The sequence below is a fragment of the Streptococcus viridans genome (genome assembly GCF_900636365.1).
GTDB classification, from domain to species: Bacteria; Bacillota; Bacilli; order Lactobacillales; family Streptococcaceae; genus Streptococcus; species Streptococcus viridans_A.
Map to the genome: position 1 here is coordinate 966,155 of NZ_LR134266.1, position 26,675 is coordinate 992,829.

General features: G+C 34.5%; 24 protein-coding genes. 10 read left to right on the forward strand and 14 right to left on the reverse strand.

What is annotated here, in order from left to right; translation table 11 throughout:
- Positions 1–13: 13 nt before the first annotated feature.
- From EL081_RS05185 to EL081_RS05230, 9 genes are all read left to right on the forward strand, one after another.
- Complete coding sequence (locus EL081_RS05185) at positions 14–1,006, forward strand: alpha-ketoacid dehydrogenase subunit beta (protein WP_023026810.1); 993 nt, start codon at positions 14–16, stop codon at positions 1,004–1,006.
- A gap of 109 nt (positions 1,007–1,115) precedes the next feature.
- A complete protein-coding gene (locus tag EL081_RS05190) occupies positions 1,116–2,159 on the forward strand; it encodes a dihydrolipoamide acetyltransferase (protein ID WP_023918161.1) in 1,044 nt (347 codons plus the stop codon).
- Positions 2,160–2,200: 41 nt separating this feature from the next.
- The gene (gene lpdA, locus EL081_RS05195; protein WP_126404228.1) at positions 2,201–3,907 is read left to right on the forward strand and encodes a dihydrolipoyl dehydrogenase; all 1,707 of its coding nucleotides are present in this window, start codon (positions 2,201–2,203) and stop codon (positions 3,905–3,907) included.
- A 58-nt stretch (positions 3,908–3,965) separates the two neighbouring features.
- Positions 3,966–4,955, forward strand: coding sequence for a lipoate--protein ligase (locus tag EL081_RS05200; RefSeq protein ID WP_006596373.1), 990 nt, complete (start codon positions 3,966–3,968; stop codon positions 4,953–4,955).
- Positions 4,956–5,328: 373 nt separating this feature from the next.
- A complete protein-coding gene (locus EL081_RS05210) occupies positions 5,329–7,338 on the forward strand; it encodes a DUF1430 domain-containing protein (protein ID WP_126404229.1) in 2,010 nt (669 codons plus the stop codon).
- A gap of 1 nt (position 7,339) precedes the next feature.
- Positions 7,340–7,966, forward strand: a complete 627-nt coding sequence (locus EL081_RS05215) for a putative bacteriocin export ABC transporter (RefSeq protein ID WP_126404230.1) — start codon at positions 7,340–7,342, stop codon at positions 7,964–7,966.
- 70 nt (positions 7,967–8,036) lie between these two features.
- Positions 8,037–9,170 (forward strand): hypothetical protein, encoded by a 1,134-nt coding sequence (locus EL081_RS05220; protein WP_126404231.1) that lies wholly within the window; start codon positions 8,037–8,039, stop codon positions 9,168–9,170.
- A gap of 230 nt (positions 9,171–9,400) precedes the next feature.
- Positions 9,401–10,327, forward strand: coding sequence for an ABC transporter ATP-binding protein (locus EL081_RS05225; RefSeq protein ID WP_126404232.1), 927 nt, complete (start codon positions 9,401–9,403; stop codon positions 10,325–10,327).
- Between the two features lies 1 nt (position 10,328).
- Positions 10,329–11,090 (forward strand): ABC transporter permease, encoded by a 762-nt coding sequence (locus EL081_RS05230; RefSeq protein WP_126404233.1) that lies wholly within the window; start codon positions 10,329–10,331, stop codon positions 11,088–11,090.
- Positions 11,091–11,264: 174 nt separating this feature from the next.
- On the opposite strand, the gene xerS is transcribed toward EL081_RS05230, so the two are convergent.
- From xerS to EL081_RS10055, 4 genes are all read right to left on the reverse strand, one after another.
- Positions 11,265–12,335, reverse strand: coding sequence for a tyrosine recombinase XerS (gene xerS, locus EL081_RS05235; RefSeq protein ID WP_070465915.1), 1,071 nt, complete (start codon positions 12,333–12,335; stop codon positions 11,265–11,267).
- Positions 12,336–12,661: 326 nt separating this feature from the next.
- On the reverse strand, positions 12,662–13,186 hold the full coding sequence (locus tag EL081_RS05240; RefSeq protein WP_347231946.1) for a zinc-ribbon domain-containing protein: 525 nt from the start codon (positions 13,184–13,186) through the stop codon (positions 12,662–12,664).
- 103 nt (positions 13,187–13,289) lie between these two features.
- Positions 13,290–13,421 (reverse strand): hypothetical protein, encoded by a 132-nt coding sequence (locus tag EL081_RS10210; RefSeq protein ID WP_269148387.1) that lies wholly within the window; start codon positions 13,419–13,421, stop codon positions 13,290–13,292.
- Positions 13,421–13,603: a hypothetical protein gene (locus tag EL081_RS10055; RefSeq protein ID WP_206749951.1), complete on the reverse strand. Its 183-nt coding sequence runs from the start codon at positions 13,601–13,603 to the stop codon at positions 13,421–13,423. The genes EL081_RS10210 and EL081_RS10055 overlap by 1 nt, the downstream gene beginning before the upstream one ends.
- A 126-nt stretch (positions 13,604–13,729) precedes the next feature.
- Here EL081_RS10055 and EL081_RS05250 point away from each other — a divergent pair, with 126 nt between their 5' ends.
- Positions 13,730–14,386, forward strand: coding sequence for a hypothetical protein (locus EL081_RS05250; RefSeq protein WP_126404235.1), 657 nt, complete (start codon positions 13,730–13,732; stop codon positions 14,384–14,386).
- Positions 14,387–15,352: 966 nt separating this feature from the next.
- Here EL081_RS05250 and EL081_RS05260 read toward each other — a convergent pair.
- The 10 genes from EL081_RS05260 to EL081_RS05310 all read right to left on the reverse strand — a co-directional run bounded on the left by EL081_RS05260 (position 15,353) and on the right by EL081_RS05310 (position 26,663).
- A complete protein-coding gene (locus EL081_RS05260; protein WP_126404236.1) occupies positions 15,353–16,720 on the reverse strand; it encodes a sensor histidine kinase in 1,368 nt (455 codons plus the stop codon).
- Entirely contained in the window at positions 16,711–17,370 is a 660-nt protein-coding gene (locus tag EL081_RS05265; protein WP_126404237.1) for a response regulator transcription factor, read from the reverse strand. Before EL081_RS05265 ends, EL081_RS05260 begins: the two co-directional genes overlap by 10 nt.
- 72 nt (positions 17,371–17,442) lie before the next feature.
- Positions 17,443–18,183, reverse strand: coding sequence for a lantibiotic protection ABC transporter permease PcfG (gene pcfG / locus EL081_RS05270; protein ID WP_037606809.1), 741 nt, complete (start codon positions 18,181–18,183; stop codon positions 17,443–17,445).
- Positions 18,183–18,923 (reverse strand): lantibiotic protection ABC transporter permease PcfE, encoded by a 741-nt coding sequence (pcfE, locus tag EL081_RS05275; RefSeq protein WP_126404238.1) that lies wholly within the window; start codon positions 18,921–18,923, stop codon positions 18,183–18,185. The genes pcfG and pcfE overlap by 1 nt, the downstream gene beginning before the upstream one ends.
- Positions 18,924–18,927: 4 nt before the next feature.
- Positions 18,928–19,629, reverse strand: a complete 702-nt coding sequence (pcfF, locus tag EL081_RS05280; protein WP_037606813.1) for a lantibiotic protection ABC transporter ATP-binding protein PcfF — start codon at positions 19,627–19,629, stop codon at positions 18,928–18,930.
- A gap of 287 nt (positions 19,630–19,916) precedes the next feature.
- Positions 19,917–20,516: a hypothetical protein gene (locus tag EL081_RS05285; protein ID WP_126404239.1), complete on the reverse strand. Its 600-nt coding sequence runs from the start codon at positions 20,514–20,516 to the stop codon at positions 19,917–19,919.
- A gap of 540 nt (positions 20,517–21,056) precedes the next feature.
- Entirely contained in the window at positions 21,057–22,538 is a 1,482-nt protein-coding gene (locus EL081_RS05295; RefSeq protein WP_126404240.1) for an LA2681 family HEPN domain-containing protein, read from the reverse strand.
- A gap of 133 nt (positions 22,539–22,671) precedes the next feature.
- On the reverse strand, positions 22,672–24,429 hold the full coding sequence (locus tag EL081_RS05300) for a DUF4365 domain-containing protein (RefSeq protein WP_126404241.1): 1,758 nt from the start codon (positions 24,427–24,429) through the stop codon (positions 22,672–22,674).
- A gap of 377 nt (positions 24,430–24,806) precedes the next feature.
- Positions 24,807–25,790, reverse strand: a complete 984-nt coding sequence (locus tag EL081_RS05305) for an acetylxylan esterase (RefSeq protein ID WP_126404242.1) — start codon at positions 25,788–25,790, stop codon at positions 24,807–24,809.
- Positions 25,791–25,895: 105 nt separating this feature from the next.
- On the reverse strand, positions 25,896–26,663 hold the full coding sequence (locus tag EL081_RS05310; protein ID WP_126404243.1) for an alpha/beta hydrolase: 768 nt from the start codon (positions 26,661–26,663) through the stop codon (positions 25,896–25,898).
- Between the last annotated feature and the right edge of the window lie 12 nt (positions 26,664–26,675).

Genomic DNA, 26,675 nt, shown 5'->3' on the forward strand with positions numbered 1-26,675 from the left:
GGAGTAGAGAATTATGGAAACTAAATTAATGTCTTTCCGCGATACCATTATCCTTGCTATGTCTGAGGAAATGCGTCGCGACGAAAACGTATTGTTGATGGGGGAAGATGTCGGAGTTTTTGGTGGAGACTTCGGAACTTCCGTAGGCATGCTAGAGGAATTCGGTCCAGAACGTGTTCGTGACTGTCCAATTTCGGAGGCAGCTATCTCAGGTGCAGCAGCTGGTGCAGCCATGACTGGACTTCGTCCAATCGTTGATATGACCTTCATGGATTTCTCAGTGATTGCCATGGATGCTATCGTCAACCAAGCTGCGAAGACGCGCTACATGTTTGGTGGAAAAGGGCAAGTACCGATGACCGTTCGCTGTGCTGCCGGTAACGGAGTTGGATCTGCAGCTCAACACTCCCAATCTTTGGAATCATGGTTCACCCATATTCCTGGTTTGAAGGTTGTTGCTCCAGGAACTCCAGCGGATATGAAAGGACTTCTCAAGTCTTCTATCCGTGATAACAACCCAGTTATCATTCTTGAATACAAATCAGAATTCAACCAAAAAGGGGAAGTTCCTGTTGATCCCGACTATACCATTCCACTTGGTGTCGGAGAAATCAAACGTGAGGGTACTGATGTCACTGTCGTAACTTACGGGAAAATGCTTCGTCGTGTCATGCAAGCAGCTGAAGAATTAGCTGAAGAAGGCATTTCAGTAGAAGTAGTAGACCCACGTACCTTGGTTCCACTTGATAAAGAGATTATTATTAATTCTGTTAAGAAAACAGGAAAAGTCGTCCTTGTCAATGACGCCCATAAAACAAGTGGTTATATCGGTGAAATCTCAGCTATCATTTCTGAATCAGAAGCATTTGATTACCTGGATGCACCCATCCGCCGTTGTGCGGGGGAAGATGTGCCAATGCCTTACGCACAAAATCTTGAGAATGCGATGATTCCAACAGTTGAAAGCATCAAAGATGCCATTCGGAAAACGTATAATAAAGAATAAGACATAATTTAAATTATGTAACTTATATTGAATCAGACGAAGAAACTTTGTATCTATCGATGCAAAGTTCTCTGCGTCCTTAGTATCTTATAATAGAATAGGAGAGGTCATGGCTGATGATAAGCTAAGAGCGACTCCTGCGGCTAGAAAATTAGCGGATGATCTTGGGATCAACCTCTATGATGTTTCTGGTTCAGGCGCAAACGGTCGTGTCCACAAAGAAGACGTGGAAACATATAAAGACACAAATGTGGTTCGCATTTCACCACTTGCAAAACGAATTGCTTTAGAACACAATATTGCTTGGCAAGAGATCCAAGGAACTGGTCATCGTGGTAAGATTATGAAGAAGGACGTCCTTGCTTTTCTTCCTGAGAATATTGAGAAGGATACCATTAAGTCACCTGCTCAAATTGAGAAGGTAGAAGAGGCTCCTGATAATGTAACACCTTATGGTGAAATCGAGCGAATTCCGATGACACCAATGCGTAAGGTGATTGCTCAACGGATGGTGGAATCCTATTTGACAGCACCAACCTTTACATTGAACTATGACGTCGATATGTCTCAAATGTTGGCCCTTCGTAAGAAGGTGTTGGATCCAATCATGGAGGCAACTGGCAAGAAAGTCACTGTAACAGATTTGCTTTCTCTTGCGGTTGTTAAGACCTTGATGAAACATCCATACATCAATGCGTCATTGACGGAAGATGGCAAAACTATCATCACTCACAACTATGTCAACTTGGCTATGGCGGTTGGGATGGACAATGGGCTGATGACACCCGTTGTCTATAACGCAGAAAAGATGACTTTATCAGAGTTGGTGGTAGCCTTCAAGGACGTTATCGGACGGACCTTGGACGGTAAATTAGCACCAAGCGAATTGCAAAATTCAACCTTTACTATCAGTAACTTGGGGATGTTTGGTGTTCAATCTTTTGGACCGATTATCAACCAGCCAAACTCTGCCATTCTTGGGGTTAGCGCAACTGTTGAAAAACCAGTTGTAGTTAATGGTGAAATCGTCATTCGTCCAATCATGAGCTTGGGCTTGACCATTGACCACCGCGTTGTCGATGGTATGGCTGGTGCCAAATTCATGAAAGACTTGAAAGCCTTGATTGAAGACCCGATTTCAATGTTGGTCTAATCAACGAGAGAGAATAGAAACAAGAAAAAGAGGGAAATAAAATGGCCTTAGAAGTAATTATGCCAAAAGCCGGCGTAGATATGACCGAAGGACAAATCGTTCAGTGGAATAAAAAAGTCGGCGAATTTGTAAAAGAAGGAGAAATTCTCCTTGAAATCATGACAGATAAAGTCAGCATGGAATTGGAAGCTGAAGAAGATGGATACTTGATTGCTATCTTAAAAGGGGACGGCGAGACTGTTCCTGTAACAGAAGTTATCGGTTATCTTGGTGAGGAAGGGGAAAACATCCCAACAGCTGGAGCAGTAGCACCAGAAGCGAGTCCAGCGCCAGCTGCAGCAAGTGGTTCAAATGATGACAATAAGAGCGATGATGCTTATGATATCGTAGTGATCGGTGGTGGTCCTGCTGGTTACGTATCTGCTATCAAGGCAGCTCAATTGGGTGGTAAGGTTGCTCTTGTTGAGAAATCTGAACTTGGTGGAACTTGCTTGAACCGCGGATGTATCCCAACTAAGACTTACCTACACAACGCTGAAATCATTGAAAATATCGGTCATGCGGCAAACCGTGGGATCATCATTGACAATCCTAGCTTCACAGTGGATATGGACAAGGTTCTTGAAACTAAGAACAAGGTCGTAAATACTTTGGTTGGTGGTGTTGCAGGACTTCTTCGTAGCTACGGAGTTGATGTTCATAAGGGTATCGGTACCATTACGAAAGATAAGAATGTCTTGGTAAATGGTTCTGAATTGCTTGAAACTAAGAAGATCATCCTTGCTGGTGGTTCAAAAGTCAGCAAGATTAACGTTCCTGGCATGGAATCATCCCTTGTGATGACGAGTGATGACATCTTGGATATGAATGAAGTCCCAGAAAGCCTTGTGATCATTGGTGGTGGAGTTGTCGGTATCGAACTTGGTCAAGCCTTCATGACCTTTGGTTCTAAGGTTACGGTCATCGAAATGATGGACCGGATCGTGCCAGCCATGGATGCAGAAGTATCTAAGAACCTTCGTTTGATCCTTGAGCGCAAGGGTATGACTATCTTGACAGATACTAAACTGCAAGAAATCATTGAAGAAGATGGTAAACTCCGTATCAAGGTTGAAGGAAAAGACGATATCATTGCAAACAAAGCTCTTCTTTCAATCGGACGTGTTCCAGATCTTGAAGGAATTGGTGAAGTGGAATTTGAATTGGATCGTGGTCGCATCAAGGTCAATGAATACATGGAAACATCTGTTCCAGGTATCTATGCGCCAGGTGATATCAACGGTACGAAGATGTTAGCTCACGCCGCCTTCCGTATGGGTGAAGTAGCGGCTGAAAATGCCCTTAAAGGAAACCACGCTGTTGCCAAATTGAACTTAACTCCTGCAGCTATCTACACACTTCCAGAAGTTGCGGCTGTTGGTTTGACAGAAGAACAAGCTCGTGAGAAATATGATGTCCAAATCGGTAAATTCAACTTTGCGGCTAACGGACGTGCCATTGCATCAGATGCGGCTCAAGGATTTGTAAAAGTCATTGCAGACAAGAAATATGGTGAAGTTCTTGGGGTTCACATCATTGGTCCAGCAGCAGCTGAATTGATCAACGAAGCTTCAACTATCATTGAGATGGAAATCACTGTAGAAGAAATGCTCAAGACCATCCATGGGCACCCAACCTTCTCAGAAGTGATGTACGAAGCCTTTGCGGATGTACTTGGCTTGGCAGTTCACTCACCTAAGAAAAAATAAAAATAGATAGACTAGACTGGAATTATTTTCCAGTCTCTATCGTATTAGAAGGTATCTTATGAAATACATTATCAATCATTCAAACGACACTGCTTTTAATATTGCTTTAGAGGAATATGCTTTTAAACACCTTTTGGACGAGGACCAAATCTTCCTTCTTTGGATTAACAAACCATCTATTATTGTAGGACGTCACCAAAATACCATCGAGGAAATTAACCGTGACTATGTTCGTGAAAATGGAATTGAAGTAGTCCGTCGAATCAGTGGTGGTGGAGCTGTTTACCATGATTTGAACAACCTAAACTACACCATTATTTCAAAAGAAGATGAAAACAAGGCCTTTGACTTCAAGAGCTTCTCTACTCCAGTTATCAATACTTTGGCTGAACTTGGTGTTAAAGCTGAATTTACAGGCCGAAACGACTTAGAAATCGACGGTAAGAAATTCTGTGGCAATGCCCAAGCCTATATCAATGGCCGTATCATGCATCATGGTTGTCTTCTCTTTGACGTGGATTTGTCAGTCCTAGCTAACGCACTTAAAGTTTCTAAAGATAAGTTTGAATCAAAAGGGGTTAAATCAGTCCGTGCTCGAGTAACTAATATTATCGATGAGTTGCCAGAAAAAATCACGGTTGAAGAGTTCCGGGACCTACTTTTGGACTACATGAAGAAAGAATACCCTGAGATGACAGAATATGTCTTCTCGGATGAAGAATTGGCTGAAATCAATCGTATCAAGGAAACCAAGTTTGGTACCTGGGATTGGAACTATGGAAAGTCTCCTGAATACAATGTCCGTCGTGGCACTAAATTCCCTAGCGGTAAGGTTGAAATCTTCGCTAACGTCATTGAATCAAAAATTCAAGATATCAAGATTTACGGTGACTTCTTTGGTATCGAAGACGTAGCGGCAGTAGAAGATGTCCTTCGTGGTGTCAAATACGAACGCGAAGACGTTCTTAAAGCCCTACAAACCATTAACCTAGGTCGTTACTTCGCAGGAATCACTGCAGAAGAAATTGCTGAAGCAGTGGTGGAATAAAGTCATAAGAGAGTGGGACAGAAATCGGTAATTCGTTAGAATTCGATTTCGTAGTCCCACCTCCGCACAGTTGAGTAGGGCTGTAAAAGCTGACGAATTCAGCGTAGTAGAGCCCAGTCAACCACTGCGTCTTGCTCGACAATCCAAAGACAATTGAGAGGCTAGGACTTTTGTCCCAGCCTCTTTTTTTGAAACTAGTTTCACATAAAAATTATTGTTTTACTAAGGATTTTGTAGTATAGTAAAGGTGGAAAAGTGTATTCGCTTACAAAGAATGTAACTGTAATTTGTAAAACTCAGTAATTATTAAACAACGAAATTAATTGACTAGCTAGGTATTACTTTCCTTTTCTGCTTTAGAAAGTGTGATGATATGAAACGTGTCTTTATTATTTTATCAAACCTTTTCATCTCTAGCTTTTTGATTTGGATTGCCTTTATTTCTCCAAATACGGTTATCCACCGCAGTCTTCCGGTAGTAGGTGTGGTGAGACAAGAAAAGAGCGTCACATATGAAGAGTTATCTTCCAGTTTAGACCGCTTGGCAAGGGATAATCATAGTATAATTGCCCGTCAGATACAAAGAACAGACTCTAAGGGGCAGGTTGTTTTCACCTATGAAATCTACGGAGAGGGAAAACTTCCTCTTGGGATTAAAAGAGAGAAGAAAGAACTGGCTGCCAAAGAAAGCCTGCTAAAGAATTATTATATATTAACAGGTGATTTGGAAACTGAAAAGCTGGATCAAACTCTTCATACTCTTGGTTTCTCACAAACTTTTATTGAGAAACCGAATCCTCTGCAGACCCTTATTGCCTTTTTTGGCTCAGGTTCACAATCACTTGCCTTGGTTATTTTTATCATTAGTTTTAGCTCTTTGACGATTATACAAAAAACACTTGAAATGAGAAGTGCTGGGATTCGATATATTTCAGGAATGAGACGCTTGCAAGTTTTCGGACATTCTCTAAAAGATGATAGTATAGAGTTGCTTTTGGGATGTATTGGCGCAAGTATAATGGGTGCTGTTCTGATTTATTGTTTTCAATTGACACCTTTTTCCTATTCCATCGTCATTTTCAGTAGTATTATTTACAATGGGATTTTACTAATTTTGTCTGTTTTCTTATCTTTCCTCTTTGCATATAGTATTCAAACGATTCATTTAGTCCCCCTTTTAAAAGGGAAGGTTCCATTGAAGCGCATATTGGTTTTCCTCTTTATTTGTCAATTTCTCGCTGTGGCATTAATTGGCCTTGCGATTCATCGAATCAGTATTTATGGATCAGTCTGGCAAACTCACCAAGAGGGAAGTGAGGCTTGGTTAAAACAGTCGAATTGGGTCCAAATTAGTACAAGTCGGGAGGATTTTTCACAGAAAACAAACAAAGAGACGCAAATTGAGGACAGAGCAAAATGGTCTAAGCTCATCGAGTCTGGTATTGAAAATGGTGGTCTTTTAGCTTATCATAATCTCGTATCTTTTAGTTCAAAAGGAGTTATGACGGATCCTAGTACAGGTAAAGAGTTTTCAATCACAGATTACGATCCTCTTGCCAATAGCCTGTATGTCACTCCAAATTATCTTGATATCCAAAGGATCTCAGTTTCCCCTGAGTTAAAAGAGAGCTTGAATCACTTGCAAGCTGGAGAATTTGGACTCTTACTTCCGGAAAAATTAAAAGGTCGAGAAGAGGAGATGATCAAACGATATGAAGATTATCTATCTCCTCGAGATGATCAAGGAAATATCACCTTATCAATGAAGGCGCAGGTAACGTATATTCCGAATCATCAAAAACGCTTTATCTACAACAACACACCAATTAGCTATAAGCAATTCTTTACCGATCCGGTTTTAGTGGTTATTCAACCTGAAAGTTTTGGAGGCTATGTGAATCCATATTTCACCGTTCTAAATCCCTACCTTTATTTTAATGGACTTCAGAATAGTAAGAAGCTAATCGCTGAGTATAATCTTGAAAAAAGTGTTAGTCAGTACGACTATGCAGTGGACGTTTACCAGCAAATGGCCCAAAAAATACAAATAGAAAATCTCATGGCGATTGCAGGAGGAGTCTTTGGTATAGCAACCTCTGTTCTTCTTTTTAACACTATGAATTTCCTATATTTTGAAGAGTTTAGAAAACAAATCTTCTTGAAGAAGATTGCAGGTCTGGGATTTGTAAACATTCACCAAATGATTTTGCTCTCAGAAAGTAGCCTCTTGCTATTAGGAAGCCTCTTGGTATTCATTCTCACTTCGGAATGGTGGATTGCTCTTGTCACTCTCTTGCTATTTATTACTAATGCTTGGTTCATTCTCCTGTACCGGTCTCATAAAGAAGACCACTTATTAGCCACTGTACTGAAAGGAGCCTAATATGATTACCGTAGAACATTTAACCAAATCATTTGGCCAACGAACGGTCTTTCAAGATTTGAGCTTGCAATTTACAGAAGGTAAGGTCTATGCTCTGATCGGAAATAGTGGGTGTGGTAAAACAACCTTGCTCAATATCTTGGCGAAGATAGAGCCTTATGAAGAAGGGAATATAAGCTATCAAGGGCAAGAACTGAAACAAATCAAACAGCATCACTTCTTTAAGCGTGAATTAGGTTATCTCTTTCAAAACTTTGGCCTGCTTGAAAACGAGACTATCGCTACAAATTTAGATTTGGGATTGATTGGGCAAAAATTAACGAAAAAAGAGAAGAAGCAGCAAGAGGAAGAAGTGCTCAAAAAAGTAGGATTGGCTTACCTTGCTCTGGATCAAAAGATTTATGAATTATCTGGGGGAGAGGCGCAACGTGTCGCATTAGCTAAAGTTATTTTAAAAGATCCACCTTTAATTTTGGCAGATGAACTAACTGCAGCACTGGATCCAGAAACCTCACAAGAGGTGATGGACTTGCTCTTAATGTTAAAGAATCAAGAGCGTATAATCATTATCGCAACCCATAATCCAGTAATTTGGGAAAAAGCTGACGAAGTGGTAAAACTCAACTAGTCCATGGCTGAAGAATGGTTTGATTTTCTACATTATCTTTTATAGCTAGCTATTCATGAGGTATAGGCTGATGAAGAAAAAAGATCATGTCAAACAAAAATTTTTAAGATTTTTCATCATTGGGATTATCATTCTCTTATCAGCCTGCACTCTTGTAGGGCCACCCCAAAAATCTCCTTCCGGTAGTACCAATGTGTCTAGGAAAATAAGGTTCGAGGAAAGAAGGGCAGAAGATTTATTAAAAAATTCTATTTCTATCCCTTATCCAGATGGGAAAATCTTTACACCTACCGCGCTGTCAAATGATGGGATTGCTTATGGCGAGGCTGTTGACCAAGGACACGAAGATCAGAATTATCTTGCCTGTATGAATTTACATACCAAGGACTTTCAAAAGATAAAAGATGTTGAAAAGACATCTAATCTGACTCATGTGGCTGTTAGCTATGTAGATCATGATATTGTTGTTTTTGAAGAGTATGATCAACTCAATCAGACAGGGATTTACTATCTTTGGAAGATAAAAGACAAATCTTTAACGACACTGATCGATAGGAGACCTATCGGAACGGTTCCAGTTACTCAAGTAGCTCGATCCAACCAGAAACTCTTTATAAATTATGAAGTAGGCGATAGCCTATATCAAATTGAAGAATTTGACCTTGAAACAGGGTCTCATCAGACGATTGAATCAGAAAATAGCGGTTTTCCGAATGTCTTTAAAGATTACTTGTATTATGTACAAATTAATAACACAGCTTTAACCACAAAAATTGTAGCCTACTCCTTAAGTGATGGGCAGAAAAAGGTTATAGATCAAACAAAGGATGATCAACGCTATTATGTCGATTTATTGACGAATGGGCACAATCTTCTTTACTTGGTTGCAAATAATAAAGACGCTTCATTTACCTTTGAAAATAAAAACCATAAGAAGATATTTTCTACTTCACAGGCAGAAACCTTCATATATCGCAATATTTATCTCACTTATATGGGAGAAAGAAGAAGTGAGGAGCGTGTTAAATCACAGTATTATTTGTGGGATTTAAGACATCAGATTCATTATTTATATGATCATGGCCCCATTTTGCTATCAGATAAAGGAATTTTATGGATTCAATTCAAAAAGAAGGATAATGAGATTCCAAAAGGTGAAATCTATCGAAATGAAAACTCTGTAATGCGCTATCAAGAATGGTAGAAAGGAGAAAAAACTTGAAAAAGTTTATCTATTCATTGTATTTCTGACTTTTCTTTGTTTATCTGGCTATACAGAGACACAAATAGAAAGCCAAATAATTTCTTCCATCTCTCGTAAAGTAACTTCCTCTTCATCAACAACAGTCATTGTAAAAACAAAGGATTGTAAGGAATACCGTACCAATGACAGCAGAAGTGATGAGTGATTAAAAATAAAGAAGGGAAGACGAAATGGCACTATTACAAATTATTGGTCTAAATAAATCGTATAACAAAAAGAAAGTAATTGAAGATTTGTCATTTGAGTTGCAGAGTGGCGAAATAATGGGACTCATTGGACAAAATGGCTCTGGGAAAACTACAATATTCAAAACGATTTTAGGTTTAGTAAAAAAAGAATCTGGTGGAATTAAAATCAATGGGAAACTAATTGAAGGGAAATCAAAGGGCTATTTGAATACTATTGGTACGATTATTGAATATCCTACATTTTATGAATCTTTAACAGCTAGACAGAATTTAATGCTTATTTCTAGTCTTTATGATGAAGTAAACTTATCAAAAGAAGATCTTTTAAACTATCTGCATTTAGTAGGTTTAGACAATAGTGTGGATTGTAAAGTATCTAGTTTTTCATTAGGTATGAAACAACGTTTGGGACTTGCTCAAGCCTTAATTCATCAGCCAACTATCTTATTATTAGATGAACCATTCAATGGACTAGATCCCATAGGAATGAAAGAATTTAGAGACTTGCTCATTGAATTGTCTAAAAAAGGAGTTGGGATTGTAATTTCGAGTCATTCATTGGAAGAATTAAGTAAGTTAGTGGATACAGTTACAATTATCAATCAAGGGAAAGTAATTTTCCAAGGGAAAAAGACAGAATTTTTATCACTTGGATCTATAAAGAACGTTTGGTTGTTGAAAACTGATAACTTAGAACTTACAAAGTCTATCTTAAATAACTTAAACATTGTTTTTACTGAGAGAATAGAGCAACTTGAGTTATCTTTAGATATAGAATCAATGAAAGAGGTAAAGGAGAAACTACTCACAGAGTTATTACGTCAGGATATCTCCATCATATATTTTTCTGAGAAACAAAATAATTTTGAAGATATTTTTATCAAAATGCAGAGAGATATGGAGGTTTGATATGCTTAAATTAATAAAGATTGAGTTGTTCAAATTATTTGCTGGGAAAAAGATTTTCTATGTTTTTGGAGGGTTTGTTTGTGTCATTTCTCTATTGATACTGTATCTAAGAATGGTTGCACCAGAATCTTCATTTGGAAATGTTTTTAAAACCTCCAGCGATACATTTTCGATATTTGCTTTGATAGTAGGAGTTATAGTAGCATTAGTACCGTTTTATCAAGAAATTCAGCAAAAAACAATTAAATCATTGTTAGTCACACCGGTTAAACGAGTAGAAATTTTGTTTTCAAAATTGTTAGCATCTATTTTTACCTCATTCTTAATTTTAGTTGTTTTATGTCTAACATCTTTTATAGTGACAACATTACTATTTGGATTTTTTAAAGTTGGAGCTTACTCTTCATCTGCAGATAATATGCTTACTTTTACGGCCGGAATAGTTCAAATTATTACAACGTTTTTTACGACTATTTTTTATAGTACTACAATTATTTGTTTATTTTTGATAACAAATTCTTTATCGAGTACCCTAGTTGGAGTTGTTTTGTTAAGAGGTTTAGGAGAACTGATTTCAAGAAGTTTATTAGACCAAAATAACTTGTTATTATCTTTTAGCCCATTAGGAGTATTGAATATTTTAAACCCTGTTTCAAAGAATATTTCGATAATTAGCTATACCATTCAACTACTTTTAACTGTTATTTATTCAATAGTAATTTTTTACATTGACACTAAACTATTTGAAAACAAAGAATTCTAAAGATTGACTCAAAATCAAATTCATGAATCAGGAAAATGGTTTTCCAATTGGAGTAAGAAATCATACAAATTAATGAAGTTAAAGAAAATAAAGAATAAAAAAGCGTAAGATTTCATAAAAAATCCTACGCTCTTTTTCTAACACTAAAATATTACATAATTTATATTATGTATCTTATAAACTATCCAAGGCATTTTTCTGTTCGTCATTAACGATATGCGTATACAAGTCCGTTACCTGTGTGCTAGCATGTCCCAGCTGGTGGCTGACCAAAACTTGGGATTTGGTAGCATCATAGAGACGGGTTGCAAGAGTATGGCGCAGTTTGTGGGGGGTTACGCGGACTTTAAAGTCTTCTGAATACTTGGCCACCATCTTTTCAACACTAGAAGCATCAATTCGGTTTGGAACCCCTCGATACAAGGTTAAGAAGAGGGCTGTATCGGTTTTTTCTGTCTTATAACGTTTGTCTCGAATAGCGAGATATTGTTCTAAATAAGGCTTAGCAAAGGCAGCAACATTGACTGAGTCTCGTTTTCCACCTTTTCGAGTGACGTCAATCACCATCATCTTAAGATTGAGATCTCGAAGATCTAGGTTAACTGCCTCAGAGAGACGGACACCAGATGCAAGAAGGAGTGCAATGATGGCTAAATCTCGCTCCTTATTCTTGTTAAAGGACGATAAGGCTCGATTTGAGAGTGTTTGAGGGTATTCCTGGTCGATATAGTTAAGGAAACCTTCTGTCTCGTCACCTAAAAAGAGTTTTTGCTTGATATTTTCAGCTCGAGCAGCTAAGGTTTCTTTCTTTTTCTTGGTCGCAACCTTCTTCATGACATTACGGTAGAAATAAGGTTCCCCTTGCTCATTTTCAACTTCCTCAGTCAAATACTTATAAAGACTAGAAAGTGCAGAAAGGGTACGGTTAATGGTTGTTTGAGAAACCCCGTTTTTCGTCGTATTGGCATTGAGCAGAGGACGTTCACGTAAGTAAAGGATAAAGGATTCCATGTCTTTCTTGGTCATGTGCTCTAGAACGTCTAAGGGAATATTGGCCATGGTGTCAGCATCTGATATACCAGATTCCAAGACCCAGGTGAAAAATCGATCGTATTCCTTTAAGTATTCGTATAAGGTCGTAAAACTGTATGGAACGGCCAGTTTTGATTGGTAATATTCTAAGACGTACCAAGGCATGACTTGTTTGAGTTTATCAATCCGTTCTAATAAAATCTCGCGTTTCATGTTTTTCTCCAAATCTTTCTATACTAGTAGTATAGCATAGCCAGATATATTTTTCAAGAAAATTATAGTTTTTCGGAAAGATGTTATAGGGGATCCATAGAACTGTTTTCTATATGCCTTTTTAAACAAAACAAAGTACGTAACCAAAAAATTTTTTTGAGCTAATCATTGACAATTATGTACTTTATTTAAGTGAACACTGGAAATTTTTAAAGATGTTCATCTTCTGTAAAATGTACTTATTTAAGTGAAAACTAAAAATTTTTCAAATGTACATTTTAACAAAATAAGAACACTTTATATTATTTAAAGTGTTCTTATTTTTGTTATATCTTCTTAAACTGTACAAAATGTTCTTGCTTTCTTCTGTGACCTTTGCAAATCGAACATGCCTTTTTATTTCGCTTTCTGTAAGCCATTCTTTCTCTAACTTGAATTTTATAACGATGATCTTGGTTTTCCTGACATAACCACCAACTCAACTCTGTGATTTCAGTTGGCCTTGCTATTAGAAGGTTATTTACATAATCCCACTCATTCATTAGACTTTGTTGAGTTGTTGCTAAGTCGTTAAATCCTTTTAAAACTTTTTGATTTCTACAATATGGACAAGAATTATCTCTGTAAAATTTTTCTTTAATGATTTGCTGATATTCTCCAGTACATACAGGGCATTTCCACCATGCGTTATATGTTGAATTAGATTTTACTGAAGACATTTCTTGTTTATTTAATGTAGACCATTCTTTAATTAACCAAGGATGTGTTGTTTCTAGATCATTATAACCCCTTACAGTTTTTTTAAAAGAACAATACGGACAACATTGGTCGTTTTCGTAGCGTTCAGAAATTTTCGCTTTAAAATTCCTGTGACATTTTCATCAACGTAATCTCTATTTCCCTTCTGGAATGAACTGATACTTAATTTACAACGATTATAAAGAGTGCCATATGCTAACTTAGCATCAGATAAGAACTAGTCAATTTGACATAGCCGTTCTCACTGTATTGAATACGGGTGAAAAATATTTCTGGAATTTGATAAAAAGTTAGAGTAGCTAGTTGATCAATTGTGATATCCGCCATTAGTAGCCTCCTACAACTTGTAACCTCAAGCCACCAGCTTCAGGAAAATAAACAAGATGAGTTTGCTCTAACTCTTCAATAGCTGCAATAGCACGCTTTCTGGTCCATCCCATCGTCTTCATCAAATCGTAAATCATTATATCTCTAGACAAACTTGAGACCTTTGTTCGGTTTTGTTTCATAGGCAATCCTTTCTTTACTTGATTAGTCCTTTTTCTTTTCTTAATTTTTAAAGTCTATTAGACATAGCTATTCCTCAAATATATATTGTGTTATAATATTTTTTGGTAGGTGGTCATGGAGGTGACATGCTAGACAAAAATAATAACCAAACTCATTATGGACGGGGAGATCAATACATTGATCAAAGTGTTACAAACAATATATTTTTTACATACGGCGACTCTCAACCCAGTAGCTCATCAGATAATCCTGGGATATGGGCCATCATTTTTTTAATAGTTACACTATCTTTAGGAAATCTGCTTCTTGGTCTTATTAAAGAACATAAACAAGTAATTATTATGACTCAAATCATTCTACTTATCATTGTCAATTGCTATGTTTATTTCAAATCAAAAGACATGAAGCTACTAATCACTGAAATGGTTCCTTCTGTCCTAAGCATTCTAACGACAATATTCTCGGTTAATAATCAAATCCCAGCTAACTTTCAATCAATACTGGATAAGATGAGTACCACTCCTGATTTATCTTCTTGGGAAAATATAGTAAATAGTTTTTTCAACAGCTTTATACCAAAAGCCCTTGAACTCATCTCTCAACACTCTAGTAATACTATCCTTCTTACAGTATGCTATATCGTTCTAGTCCTCTCAACCATTCTTAGTCCTTTGTTGATTGGATTTAATGCATTCTTTAAGAAATCTGTTAAGAATTATCCCGCTTATGTATTCACTATTGCCTATTGGATTTTTTTCTTTGTTTTAAAAATGATTCAATAACTGCACAACAATAAATTAAAGCGGTAACAGTGAAGCTAATTAGTAATAAAGACAATAAAGTTTGACCTCCACCTACCAACCTAATCATAAACAAGGCGTAGCCTAAAAAAGTATACATGGTCACTTTAGTAAAGATTCTTACTAATAGTTTCATTCGTACCCCCTTTACCTGGTTAGATACCAGGTTTTTTGATATCAACAAATTGTAAAATTAAGATATATAATTTATTTCCCTAAATATATCTCATCAATTCTGGATTATCTGACATTTTTTCTCCTTTCTTTAATTTTTCAACGAAAAAAGAGAGCGATTTTCTCGCTCTCTCAAGATATATGATATTTAATTTTTCATTTTCCCAAAACTCTAGACACTTACAGTGATTTTAAAAAAGCTGGAAATTTTTTCAATTGTATATTTTGAAAATAAAAAACACTTTAATATCAATTTAATGATTTTAGAGCGTTTTTAGCTTATTTGATTTTAAAGTTGTCGTCTATTCCTCAGGATTACTTGAAGAACAGGAAAAATTCGACAACAAAGTAGTCGATCTATTCAGTTATAAAACTTATGAAGGTCTTTCTGCTGGAACTGGCCACTCCTACTTTGGAGATGTAGATTATACTCTTACTTATTCAACTGAGAATATCCCTCATGATTTCTCCTCATGTGGTGCTAGTAAACTTCTATATTATAGAACGAAAGGGATAGAGTTAATGTTTAAACTTAAACTTTAGAATGAAAATATTTTTTCTTTTCTTACCCTACAGTATCCGTACAAATTTTATAGGCTTCATCTCATAAAAACTTGTATCTTGCTAAATCCAACAAACTGAAGCTTGTTTGTCGAATTTAGCTTTCTACTATGTACGATTCTTGCTTGATAGCGGAGTAAATTTTCTATTCTACACCAAAAGCAAAAAGGATATATTTTTAATAAATTCCATTTGAAAACAATTCCTGTTCTATTATAGTAATGGTAATTCTAACTTTACACATGCACCATGTTTATTCGAGTTGTTTTCTAATATGATGCGTCCATTATGTAATAACATTATTTTCCAAGAATTATATAAACCTAAACCATAGTTTGTAGCTGAATGTCTACTTTTATCTCCACGGTAAAATTGCTCCGTTCCTCGTTTTAAATCCTCATTAGAAAATCCTGGGCCTTCGTCTATCACAGATATTGAAAGTATATTATCTGTAGTCATTATTAGTAATTCAATGTTGGATTTGTCTGGTGAATATTGAATAGCATTACTAAATATATTTTGAATGACTCTTTCAAATAATTGTACATCTATCATTACATTTGAATCTTCACAATTAATAGATTTAGATATAGTACGGTCATGTATTAGTGTAATCTCTCTCGCTATTTCACTAACTCTTTCGATTATTTCTGACACCTTTACTTTTTTTAAATTCAACGAGTTTAATTTAATTGACTGATTCATCTCCATCAGAGCTTTTGTATAATCTGATATACGTGTTGAATTTTTTATAATGTACTCTACATAATCTTTTTGTTCATCAGTTAGATCAGTTACCTTTAACAATTCAGCATTACCTTGGACAATAGAAACCGGAGTTTTTAAGTCATGCATTAATGCCGATATCTGACTTCTCTTATTCTCTTCTTTAATCCAATTTTCTCTTAATGAATCACTTAAGGCTTTTTTCATTATATCAAGGCTATTTAAGACATCATTAAATTCTTTGATATTTGAACTTCCTATTTCAAAGTCTAATTCTTGGTTGGCGATTTTATCTGATGCCTCTAGCATTGGCGATAATTGCCTTGTTATTCGTTTTGCCCAGATTAGAGTAGCCACAAATGCACTCATTAAAAAGAAAATGATTAATAAAAATATTAATAGTAAATCTACACTAGGGAAATATTTTTCCATCCAATCATTATTGTAGTGTGGCTCTAGTGAATAATGGATTAATACATATCCATCATTCCTTTTAAATTCTATAAATGAAGAATATGGAGTTGAAAATCCCTCATGATTGTGAAAATTCTTAGCTTTCAGTTGAATAGCTTCATCCATATTAGTTTTTATCACTTCACCATCTGGCGATAAAAACATATAGCTAGCTCCTTTAGGTATCAATGCTTCATCAAAGTCTATTTTATTTAAAATTTTATATTTATTTTCTTGTAATAAATTTTCTGTATGGTTAGCCGGAAGAATCAAACCAACACTATAAAACGCTGTAAAAGTTAATAAAGCTAGTACGATGGCACATCCTAAACCAACTCCAACAGTCATTAAGTATTTAAGAAATACTATTTTGAGCGATTGTCCTTTTCTAATTAATTCCATTTATAACCAATCCCCCAAACTGTAGAAATTGGATTTTCACCAAATTTTAAGAACTTTGCTCTAATATTTTTTACATGTTCTGATATGGAAGAAGAATCACCAATCCCATCAAATCCAAAAATCATTTCATATATTTGTTCTCTTGAAAAAACTTGTCCCTTTCTCTTTGCTAAAAGCTTCGAAATTTGATATTCAGACTTTGTCAGATGAATTTCTTCCTCCTTCACAAATACTTGATTGGAGGATAAATCAAATCTTATATTCCCTAGGTTTAAACTCGAATGTTTTTCTCTTTGTTCTCTTCTCAGATGAGCTTCTACCCTTGCTAACAATTCACCAACACCAAATGGTTTGGTAATATAGTCATCTCCTCCACTTAATAAGCCATCTACTATATCCGTTTCCATTGCTTTTGCAGTTAAAAAGATAATCGGACAATCCACTTTACTACGTATATTTTTACAATAGCTGATTCCATCAACCTCTGGCATCATTACATCAAGTAATATTAAGTCATATTTCCCCAAACTATTTTCATCAATATCTACCGTGGTTTGGTAAATTTCAACAATATGATCTCCTTTTATTAAAATATTCTTGATTAGAGTCAGCATATCTAATTCATCATCTATAGCAAGAATTCTTGCCATACCAAACCACCTCCATATTTATAAATATTTTATTATTATACCATATTCCATTTACAAATACATTTAGAGCTATTATTCACTGATTGACTTTCCACCCCACCTATTGAACCATAATAAAGAGCCAGTAAAAATGACTACTGTAATAGGTATTGCTACATATCCCCACATGGTAAACTCTTTAATTAAATATGAGCTACCAGCCAATTCACTTCCAACAATATATGTTGCAGATAATCTCGATGCCCAAGTACAAGGTAAAAAATACCAGATGTTTTCACCTAAATTGGTTATTGAAAGTAAAGCAATCAATGTTTCTACAAATCCCAATCCAATAGATGCACCACCACCTAACATAATTGATACCCACAAATGAATCATATATGTAGATAAACATCCTATAAAAACTAATAATAATTCAATTAACCAAGCCATAGTCCCTTGATTACCAAATAGCATTGCAAATATAAAAACTGCTAAACTTATAGAAAATAGGAAACTCAATAAGAGCATTATAAGTTTTCCACCATAAGCCTTGCTTCTGGATTTTGTAGTTGATAGAAGCACTTGAAATCGTCCCGCACTGGCTTCCATGTCAACAACCTTAGATGTAATAACACCACAGATTATTGGTAATACCGCTCCTAAAAGTACAAAATAATTTTTTATGATATCCATATCAGAAAAATTTTTTAGACTTGTCATAGTTGCTGCCCCATAAAATATTAGAGCATATAAAACAGGTAAGATAAAGTGAGCAAACGGAATCCATGTATGCTTCAATTTATAAAACTCTGATTTCAATATATTCATCATTACTTCACCTCTTGCTTAGAAAACCATTTTGCAGTAATGAAAGTCAATAATGTAAACAAACATATTGATAAAATACAAGGAACAAGTAAGGATGTGTTTAAAATCATTGGATTTGATACTTCTGTTGGGATACCGTTCGGTAAAATACGCATAACGGGTACCATCAATCTAATCCCCCAAGAATAAGGGCAATAAATCCACATAGAACCGTCAGCTAACAAAATTCCTAACACAAGACCTAATACAGCATTTACTACAATGCTTGCTATAAACCCAAACTTTTTAGCCAGGAAAAAACAAAATGGAACTTGCCATATGTTAGTTATAACCAATAATACACTTGCGAATAATAATGTCGTGGATGCATAGTTTCCTGTTAATTGTTCTCCAATGAAAAATTGAAAAACAAATACTCCTAGCATATGCAAAATAGCAGTTATACTTAGATAAATTGAAGCTGTTAATATTTTTGAAATCCATATCTTTTTTAAATCAATATTGAGTGGAAAAATTGCTCGGTAGTTTAATTTTCTCTCTTCTTTTCTATGCATCATTGCAGGTATTAAAGCGAAAGTTGCCGGCATTAAAATCACATACCACCAATTGTATGCGTTTGTGCTAAAATATGATGGCATTAATACAAATGCATTTAGTAAAGCTATAATCGGGGCAATGAGTAATATCTTCAACAAAAAGCTATGTTTATGTTTCAAATTTTCTGCAAAAATATAATTTTTCATTAAGCTACACCCTCTTTCCATTCTTTACAACATCCATAAAAAGTTCTTCTAAATTTTCATTATGATTAATTGTGTTTTGATATTTTAATTCTCCATCATGTATAATTCCTATATGATCAGCTGTTTGTTCCACTTCTGCTAAAATATGACTAGATAGAATTACTGTTATTCCTTTTTTTGGAAAGTTTCGTATTAAATCTCGTAATTCTTGAATTCCTAATGGATCTAATCCGTTTGTCGGTTCATCTAGTATCAATAGTTTAGGATTATTTAATAAAGCAATTGCAATACCTAATCTTTGTTTCATCCCCAAAGAAAATTGACCACTTTTCTTTTTTCCGGTATTTTTTAAATCTACAATTTCTAAAACTTCATCAATTCTTGCATCAGGCAATCCAAGTAATAATGTTCTAACTTTTAGATTTTCTCTTGCACTTAAATTTTCGTATAAGGGTGGCATCTCGATTAAAGCACCAATATCTGATAAATCATTTCTACTCCATTCATGTCCTTCAAACATAATTTCACCTGACGTCTTGTGTAACATACCTGTAATCATCTTTAATGTCGTAGATTTACCTGCACCATTAGGTCCTAGTAATCCATATACTGAATTTTCCTCAATTTTTAATGACACATTATTTACAGCTTTTTGTTTTCCAAAAACTTTTGTTAGCTCATTTGTTTCCAAAATATATTTGCTCATATTTTGTTCCTCCTTTAATTTTGTAAATAGTATAAAAAATATTTTTAAGGATTCTGTAAGGAAAAAATATTTTTCAAAAAGTAGCAAGAAAATTCTAATATATTAAACGTTTAGCATTTTTTTCTTTAGTCTTTTATGCCATATTTCATATACTTTATAAATAAAAAAGGCAGAGCCAGAGTTCTGCCATAAATAACAATTATTTATCTTACAACTTCAATCTCCACCTTGCTCTAAATCAAATTTTAAGGAATTGAAGTATTCTCTTTCTAATCCTATAGATATGCCTATTCTGTTCGCGTTTCAGCTAAATATATTCCCCATTCAGCTAACTCTTCAGGCAAGTCATAAACAGTTTTTCCATTACTTTCATAGATTTCAGAGATTCCTAGTGAGGTCTTAGAAAAAGTATTCCAAGCTGTCACTAGTTCTTCTACAAATTGAATATTATGAGGTTCAAAAAAGTCATTAAATTTTGATAGTTCTTTACTATAAATTATCACAACATTATAGCTATCAAGCATGATCTCATCATGACTTTTATGCCCACCAAATCCAAACTTACTTAGTCCATCATTAACAAGCAAATCACCGTATCTAATCAACAGTGCTAGACATTCCTCTCTTGAACAACCATCAATATAATAAACATCCTTATGGGATTCCTTGATAATATTCTTTGCTATCACTTTTTCTCTATCAATACTGACAGGCAATTCCAAAATAAAAAATAAGGGCTCGTCATGAATCGCAATAAAGTGTTGAAAAACCTCTAATATTTTTTCTGCGTGTACATTCGCCATCAAATGATGTTCAGTTAACTTTGTAAATGATTCAAACAGGTTTTCTACCAAGCTAACTCGGTGACCTTTTACTAAATTCAACATTATGCGTCCTCAAGAGAATTTAAACAATATCCACATTTATAATTTCATTATACCATTAAACCCCTAAAAAGACTGCAACTTCCCAGTCACAGTCTCTTATAAATCTACCTCAGTTCCTTCAAGGAAAGTTATTACAATTTGTCCAGCTTCTGAAATAGATTGATAGCATGTCAGACTATAGTATCCAGAAGCCATACTTGAACTATTACTCTGATTCTTACCCTCTATTCGATTAGAGAAGCTACCTTCACGCTTTTCATTCTCCCTTTCGTTCAAAGGTTTCTAATCTTTTACAAGCAGTGATACCGCCTCAACGTGGGTTTTAGAGGACTAAATGGAGTCTGAATTGCCTGATAGAGATGTAGTATTGATTAAGCAATCAACAAATAATGTACAAAACAAAAATAAAGTACACTGCTTAATGAGTGTACTTTATCCTTCTAATTCAGTTTTATCAATGGTTTAGCTCTAGTTAAGTCGATTAGTTAAATGAATTTAGACTATTGCTTTTTATAACGACTATAAATTGTATGCTCAATGCTATAATTTATCTTCCAAATCTACTTCTTCATAATTTATCGGAATTAAAGCAACTTCACTGCTTAGACTAGTTTGTTTTTCATTTTCACTTATTTGAATGGCATTTTTGAGTGAAAAAATAACTTCTCTTACAAGATTTAATAAATCTAATGCAAACTCTTGAAGTTCAAATTCAGTTAGATACAGTCTAGTTTCATTATTATCATCACTTCCATCAAAAAAATTCAATGTTATATTAGTAAATCTGTGCTCTAAATAATTTCTAATAATTTTCAATCGCTTTGAGTTTGGATTAGCTGTTAAAGAATTATCACCATTATCAAAATCTTTCTCTATCCAAAATATAGATGACAGACCAATATTCTTATTCAAACATTTATTTAAATCGCTATTAGGCCTCCAAATTGAATGAAAATTTACTTGTCTAGTCTCAATTTTTAGAGAATAATATTCATTTATAAACATTGCAACTTTATCTAATAATGAATATAGTGTTTTAAAAGCAGCTTTTAAACCTTCAACTCTGATAGAGTATTGTACGTAGTCTAGACAATCAATAAGATTAACATTCTCGTCAGCATAATGAACCGAATCAATCTCAATGCTATCAAAACAGAGGTAACGCGCATAAACATATTCTTGCTTAATTTGATTAAACATAGAAATATATTTGTTTAAATCTTCATCCGATTGAAATAATAAACTTGGTAGTAAAAGATTGTCATCATATCTATTTATATCGTCAGCTTGTAAGTCATTAAGTGGATTAAGATACAGCCCGTTGTTCCAACACCATTCACGATACTTTTGTGAATTAGGATTATAATCGATTGTTTTACAAGAACATTCATCTAAATCTTTATAATCAAGATATTGTTCGTAAAGTTTAATAAATTGCTTTTCTGCATTATCAACTCTGTTTGGATCTGAAACAGTTATGCTTGTTTCTATTAAATTCTTAATTTTTTTAATAAAGTGAAGGTGTTCGTTATCACTCAAAAAATTACGATAATGATGTAAACAAATAGCCAAGTTACCACTAGCCATTGTGAATTTTGGATTGATTTGTATACATTTACAATACATCTTAATAGCTAACTGTTTTCTACCACAAGCATCTAATAGATTTGCGTAATTGGTGTATAGTGAACATAATAATGGGTGAACAAATCTATTGTTCTCAGGATTTATATCAATATTATTTAAAATTTCGATAGCTTTTCTAAAGTAATAAATTTGTTGAACTATACAATCGGTATCTATGTTGAATACTAGGTTATCACTTAGTTCAAATATATCACCATATGCTGTCCCAATAGAATAAAATAAATGAATTTTGGAAATATCATCAATAGTATTTTCCATATTTTTTCCAAATTCTATTAGTCTATGGATTTCCTCTATATTTTTATCTTTAAAAGCATTATCGAAATCCATTGACAATTTAAGTACACTATGATTAATTGGATTATTTGTTAACATCTTCATCCCAAACTAAATATTTCGATTTTAAATTTGATTTTCCTTTATTTTCTTGTTCTTCAACTAATATATCAGATAAAAACTCTTTTATCATATTAAGATTAAGAAAAATTCGAGTTGCAATAAATTTAAGTTATAATACCTTATATAAATTATAAATAGGGTAAACCTGATATCTTTCTTGAGTTTCTTTATCTAACTTAGTCCAAAATAAATCAGCTTGTGGTTTTGATTTTAATAACACTGATGCACCAAAACAAATTTCATCATTATCTTTATTATTTAATAAAATATTAGTAAGCTTCTCTATTTCAGTATTATCTAATTCACGATTTCTATATTTAATTTGAAGATCATTTATGATGCTTATGCTATTTTCTTTTATATGGTTCATGTTCCAGTCAGAAAGACGTTGAGCCCAGTTAAGCAACTGTTCTTTTTTTGAAACTTCTTCTGTCATATCGGCTGCAGCAACTATTTTTATTATGGTATCGTCAGCACACACATTTTCTACACTACAGTCAACTAATCTTTGGTATGAGGCAATAACCGAATCAAAGTTACAGTTATCAATTGTTAACCAATCTTCGGGCCTAAAAACCTCAAATAAAGAAATATCCTCATCCTCGCCTCTCCTGCACCAAGGAGTTTCAGTGAAAATATCTATCATAGTTCCATTATTACCTTCATGAAATGCATATAGAGTACTAATATGTATGTTAGCAATCTTAAGATTAAACAATTTCGATTCCTCGTAATTTAACGCCACCTTGTTTTTTAATACTAGACCTGAATTAAGGATATTTAAATTTCTTTGAGATTGTTCATTAAAGAGGGATAAATCTAGCTCTTTTTTTATCCCCATTTTCTTTATGAAATTTGATATTTTCGACAATTCTTTTATATGGCTATCTAAATCAAGCGAATTAATATCCGATAAAGACCGTTCATCTAGTTCTATACTAATACCATTGAGTGTGAAAAATCCTACTTTTCCTAGTTCTTTAAGTGCCTGAGTACACTTTATAGCATCTGACAGCATATTAGGTCTTGAATAATTAAATTTGGGTTGAGCCTTCCCATTATTAAAGGATATTTTAAAACCTTCACCAAAATGAAGCTGTACACTTCCGTCAGGAAAATAATGTCTCTCTACATCTTCAAAAATATAATCTCCTATCTCAATAATTAAATCTGTTGCTTCGAAAGTTTCAACAATCTCTATTGAATTTTCAAGTGGAATTTCGATGTCAGTTTCAGGATCCCTAAGATAAAGAAAGAGGTCGTGTTCCTTCTGGTAATTAAATATTCCTTCATGTCCCTGACCATAAAAGTAAAGCTTGAACTCTTTATCATTTGGAATATTCTCAATTGACATCCCATCGATATTTATAAAGCTATACTGCTTCTGACTATTAGTAACAAAATTAACTAACATCGGATAAAGTTTTTGTTCATCTAGTTTATGAATCTGTACCGAAAGTGTTTTTTTATTTACAGACTTATTTTTCAATTTACTTATTTTAATTAGTTTCTTTATAGAAAAAGGTGGCAGTGACTTATAAAAAATATCTTTTAGATTATTGTTCTCATCTAACCAAACTACGAATAAAACTACACCTCCATTTTTTGAATACAATTCTAGATCACGCATATCTACTGGGAAAGATTTCATTGAATTGTTCTTCCGTTTAGTTGCTTTAATTTGGACAGGTACTTTCCCAAATATTTCGCTCTTTTTCTCACTAGCATTTTTAAGAACATGAATTTCTCCATCCCACGCTGGAGTTTTATCATTGTTCTCGAAATAAGTCTGAAGCAACTTATTTCGATTAATAAATGTTGTCAGATATGAAACACCTAACGTTTCAATTTGTCTATTATTTGCCAAATTATCACCTCATAACATAACACTATGTATTATTTATTATACCATCAACGGAATAAAAATCTATATCTTGCGTTCAATAGAAACTTAAATAAGCTGCAAAAAATGTACAATTGAACCACCACTTCTTCTGCTATTACTTGAGTATAAAATGTACAAATCAATTTCTCAGATTAGAGTATATTATGTACTAGAAAACATACAAAATACCACTCCAGAATAATGTACAAAACAAAAATAAAGTACACTTTTTAAAGAATGTACTTTATGCTTCTAATTCAGTTGTATCAATGGTTTAAGTCTATTTTAGTCAATTGTACATAAACTTTTAGTTTTATCAGCAAATTTCACGGATCTACTGATTGTTTTTCTTCTGTATCTTATTTTTCTACATATCGAAAGGAAATCTTGCTACCACAGAGCCAATTGTATACACGATCATTGACTTGGACGTTCATAGCTTCATGGGCATATTCTGGCATGATGAAATGCTCTTTTGGACCTTCTAATCGATTATAAATGGCAAACTGTGTCCCAGGATAACAGACATCATCATCTAATCCTGTAATCATGTGAACCTGTCCTTTAATGCGGTGGGCAAAATTTTTCACATCAATATAGGCTAATGTCTCCATGATTTGGTCTTCCGTTTCATGGAATGGATCATGGAATTTGAAATAACGGAAAAGCTCGTCATAGGCTTCACTGGTGTTTCCAATCTCTAATACACGTCTGAAATCCGATAAGAATGGATAAATGGCTACCGTTTGTTGGATTCGGGGATTCAATCCGGCAGCTACCAGGGCCAAGGCACCACCTTGAGAGGCTCCATAGCTGGCGAGTTTGCTGTTGTCAACTTGAGGAAAGCTAGCTACAATTTCTATTAACTGGTAAAGATCTAAGTAGACATCCTTATAAAATAGCTCATCTGGACCTTCCACAGCTCCGCGGATAATCTGTCCTTTTACAGTATTTCCAAGTGGTGATCGATCTCCATCTGTTGAATAACCTGACTGACCTCTCACGTCCATAGATACAACACCATGGCCGGCTACTGTATAAGCCAGCATATCAGCCCAATCCCAACAACGGCCCATATAGCCATGAAAATGGAAAATAACTGGAACCTTTTGATCTGTTTTTGGGAAAACAACTCGCGCATAAACAAGACCATCTCGTGTCCCTTTAAAGGTTAATTCATAACAAACAACATTTGGAATGCTGAAATTTTGCTCTTCGAGCTTGTATTCAGGAAGTTCAGCAATGTTTGCTAGGGCTTGATTCCAAAAGGTATCAAAGTCTGCGGGCACTTCATCCCGTCCCCTGTAATCTTTCATTAATTCTAGTAATTTAGGATCTTTCATAAAACCCTCCTTAGGTATATGTAATCGCTACCAAAAATGTACCATATTTGCATAAGGATTGCAAGAGACAAATAAAAATTACATAACCGAAATTATGTAATTTACTTATAGATTCAAAAATAGACTTAATTGTTTCACTAGATCTGGATTAGTGGGTAAAGCTGAATGATGAGCCTTGCGTCCTTTTAAATTGACTTCTGTATAGGCTTGTTTCTCAAAAATAGATTTTGCTGCTTGAGCACTAGAAAGAGGGACGATCCCGTCTGATTTCCCAGCAAAGCTACCGACAAAATTAAGGACTTCTACTTCTTTTTCTAAGCGATGCTTCCGTGTCTGAAAATCGTCATACATTTCTTGATTGAATTGGTATGGACTACCAATAATAACCAGCTTGCTTACAGTCAGTTTTTTCTTTTCTAAAAAACCACTTTCCAATAAACCAGTCAAAACCAGTCCCCCATTGGAGTGCCCGACTGCCTTGAACTCTGTAAAATAATAGTGATCAAGAAGATAGGTTAAAGCTATCTTAAGGGATTCGATTTGCTGCTTGATATTGCTGTAGCCATCTCGATTGTTCTCAAAGCCAATCACAATCATCGGATTCGGCTCTTTCGTATTCAGTCTTCCTTCCATCTCTATAGAATCATCTTTGTTGACTTTTATTTTTAAGAGACTCTGTTTTTTTCTAGAAAAGCGATGGAGCATACGAATTGTTCCATTGAAACGCTGAATACTAGCTGAACTTCCAGGTACAAAGATGATCGGTCTGATCGGTGGTTTCTTCGACCCTTTAGGAAATTCAAAGGGCTTTCTGTGGGAAGAAAACAGTCTTATAAAGAAACGAATGACTTGTTGAAATAGTTTTTTTAACATGTTTCCTCTAGT

Excerpts from the sequence above, each read along its gene's own strand:
- EL081_RS05185 (WP_023026810.1), top strand. The coding sequence starts at position 14 with ATGGAAACTAAATTAATGTCTTTCCGCGATACCATTATCCTTGCTATG.
- EL081_RS05190 (WP_023918161.1), top strand. The coding sequence starts at position 1,116 with ATGGCTGATGATAAGCTAAGAGCGACTCCTGCGGCTAGAAAATTAGCG.
- lpdA (WP_126404228.1), top strand. The coding sequence starts at position 2,201 with ATGGCCTTAGAAGTAATTATGCCAAAAGCCGGCGTAGATATGACCGAA.
- EL081_RS05200 (WP_006596373.1), top strand. The coding sequence starts at position 3,966 with ATGAAATACATTATCAATCATTCAAACGACACTGCTTTTAATATTGCT.
- EL081_RS05210 (WP_126404229.1), top strand. The coding sequence starts at position 5,329 with ATGAAACGTGTCTTTATTATTTTATCAAACCTTTTCATCTCTAGCTTT.
- EL081_RS05215 (WP_126404230.1), top strand. The coding sequence starts at position 7,340 with ATGATTACCGTAGAACATTTAACCAAATCATTTGGCCAACGAACGGTC.
- EL081_RS05220 (WP_126404231.1), top strand. The coding sequence starts at position 8,037 with ATGAAGAAAAAAGATCATGTCAAACAAAAATTTTTAAGATTTTTCATC.
- EL081_RS05225 (WP_126404232.1), top strand. The coding sequence starts at position 9,401 with ATGGCACTATTACAAATTATTGGTCTAAATAAATCGTATAACAAAAAG.
- EL081_RS05230 (WP_126404233.1), top strand. The coding sequence starts at position 10,329 with ATGCTTAAATTAATAAAGATTGAGTTGTTCAAATTATTTGCTGGGAAA.
- xerS (WP_070465915.1), bottom strand. The coding sequence starts at position 12,335 with ATGAAACGCGAGATTTTATTAGAACGGATTGATAAACTCAAACAAGTC.
- EL081_RS10210 (WP_269148387.1), bottom strand. The coding sequence starts at position 13,421 with ATGGCGGATATCACAATTGATCAACTAGCTACTCTAACTTTTTATCAA.
- EL081_RS10055 (WP_206749951.1), bottom strand. The coding sequence starts at position 13,603 with ATGAAACAAAACCGAACAAAGGTCTCAAGTTTGTCTAGAGATATAATG.
- EL081_RS05250 (WP_126404235.1), top strand. The coding sequence starts at position 13,730 with ATGCTAGACAAAAATAATAACCAAACTCATTATGGACGGGGAGATCAA.
- EL081_RS05260 (WP_126404236.1), bottom strand. The coding sequence starts at position 16,720 with ATGGAATTAATTAGAAAAGGACAATCGCTCAAAATAGTATTTCTTAAA.
- EL081_RS05265 (WP_126404237.1), bottom strand. The coding sequence starts at position 17,370 with ATGGCAAGAATTCTTGCTATAGATGATGAATTAGATATGCTGACTCTA.
- pcfG (WP_037606809.1), bottom strand. The coding sequence starts at position 18,183 with ATGATGAATATATTGAAATCAGAGTTTTATAAATTGAAGCATACATGG.
- pcfE (WP_126404238.1), bottom strand. The coding sequence starts at position 18,923 with ATGAAAAATTATATTTTTGCAGAAAATTTGAAACATAAACATAGCTTT.
- pcfF (WP_037606813.1), bottom strand. The coding sequence starts at position 19,629 with ATGAGCAAATATATTTTGGAAACAAATGAGCTAACAAAAGTTTTTGGA.
- EL081_RS05285 (WP_126404239.1), bottom strand. The coding sequence starts at position 20,516 with ATGTTGAATTTAGTAAAAGGTCACCGAGTTAGCTTGGTAGAAAACCTG.
- EL081_RS05295 (WP_126404240.1), bottom strand. The coding sequence starts at position 22,538 with ATGTTAACAAATAATCCAATTAATCATAGTGTACTTAAATTGTCAATG.
- EL081_RS05305 (WP_126404242.1), bottom strand. The coding sequence starts at position 25,790 with ATGAAAGATCCTAAATTACTAGAATTAATGAAAGATTACAGGGGACGG.
- EL081_RS05310 (WP_126404243.1), bottom strand. The coding sequence starts at position 26,663 with ATGTTAAAAAAACTATTTCAACAAGTCATTCGTTTCTTTATAAGACTG.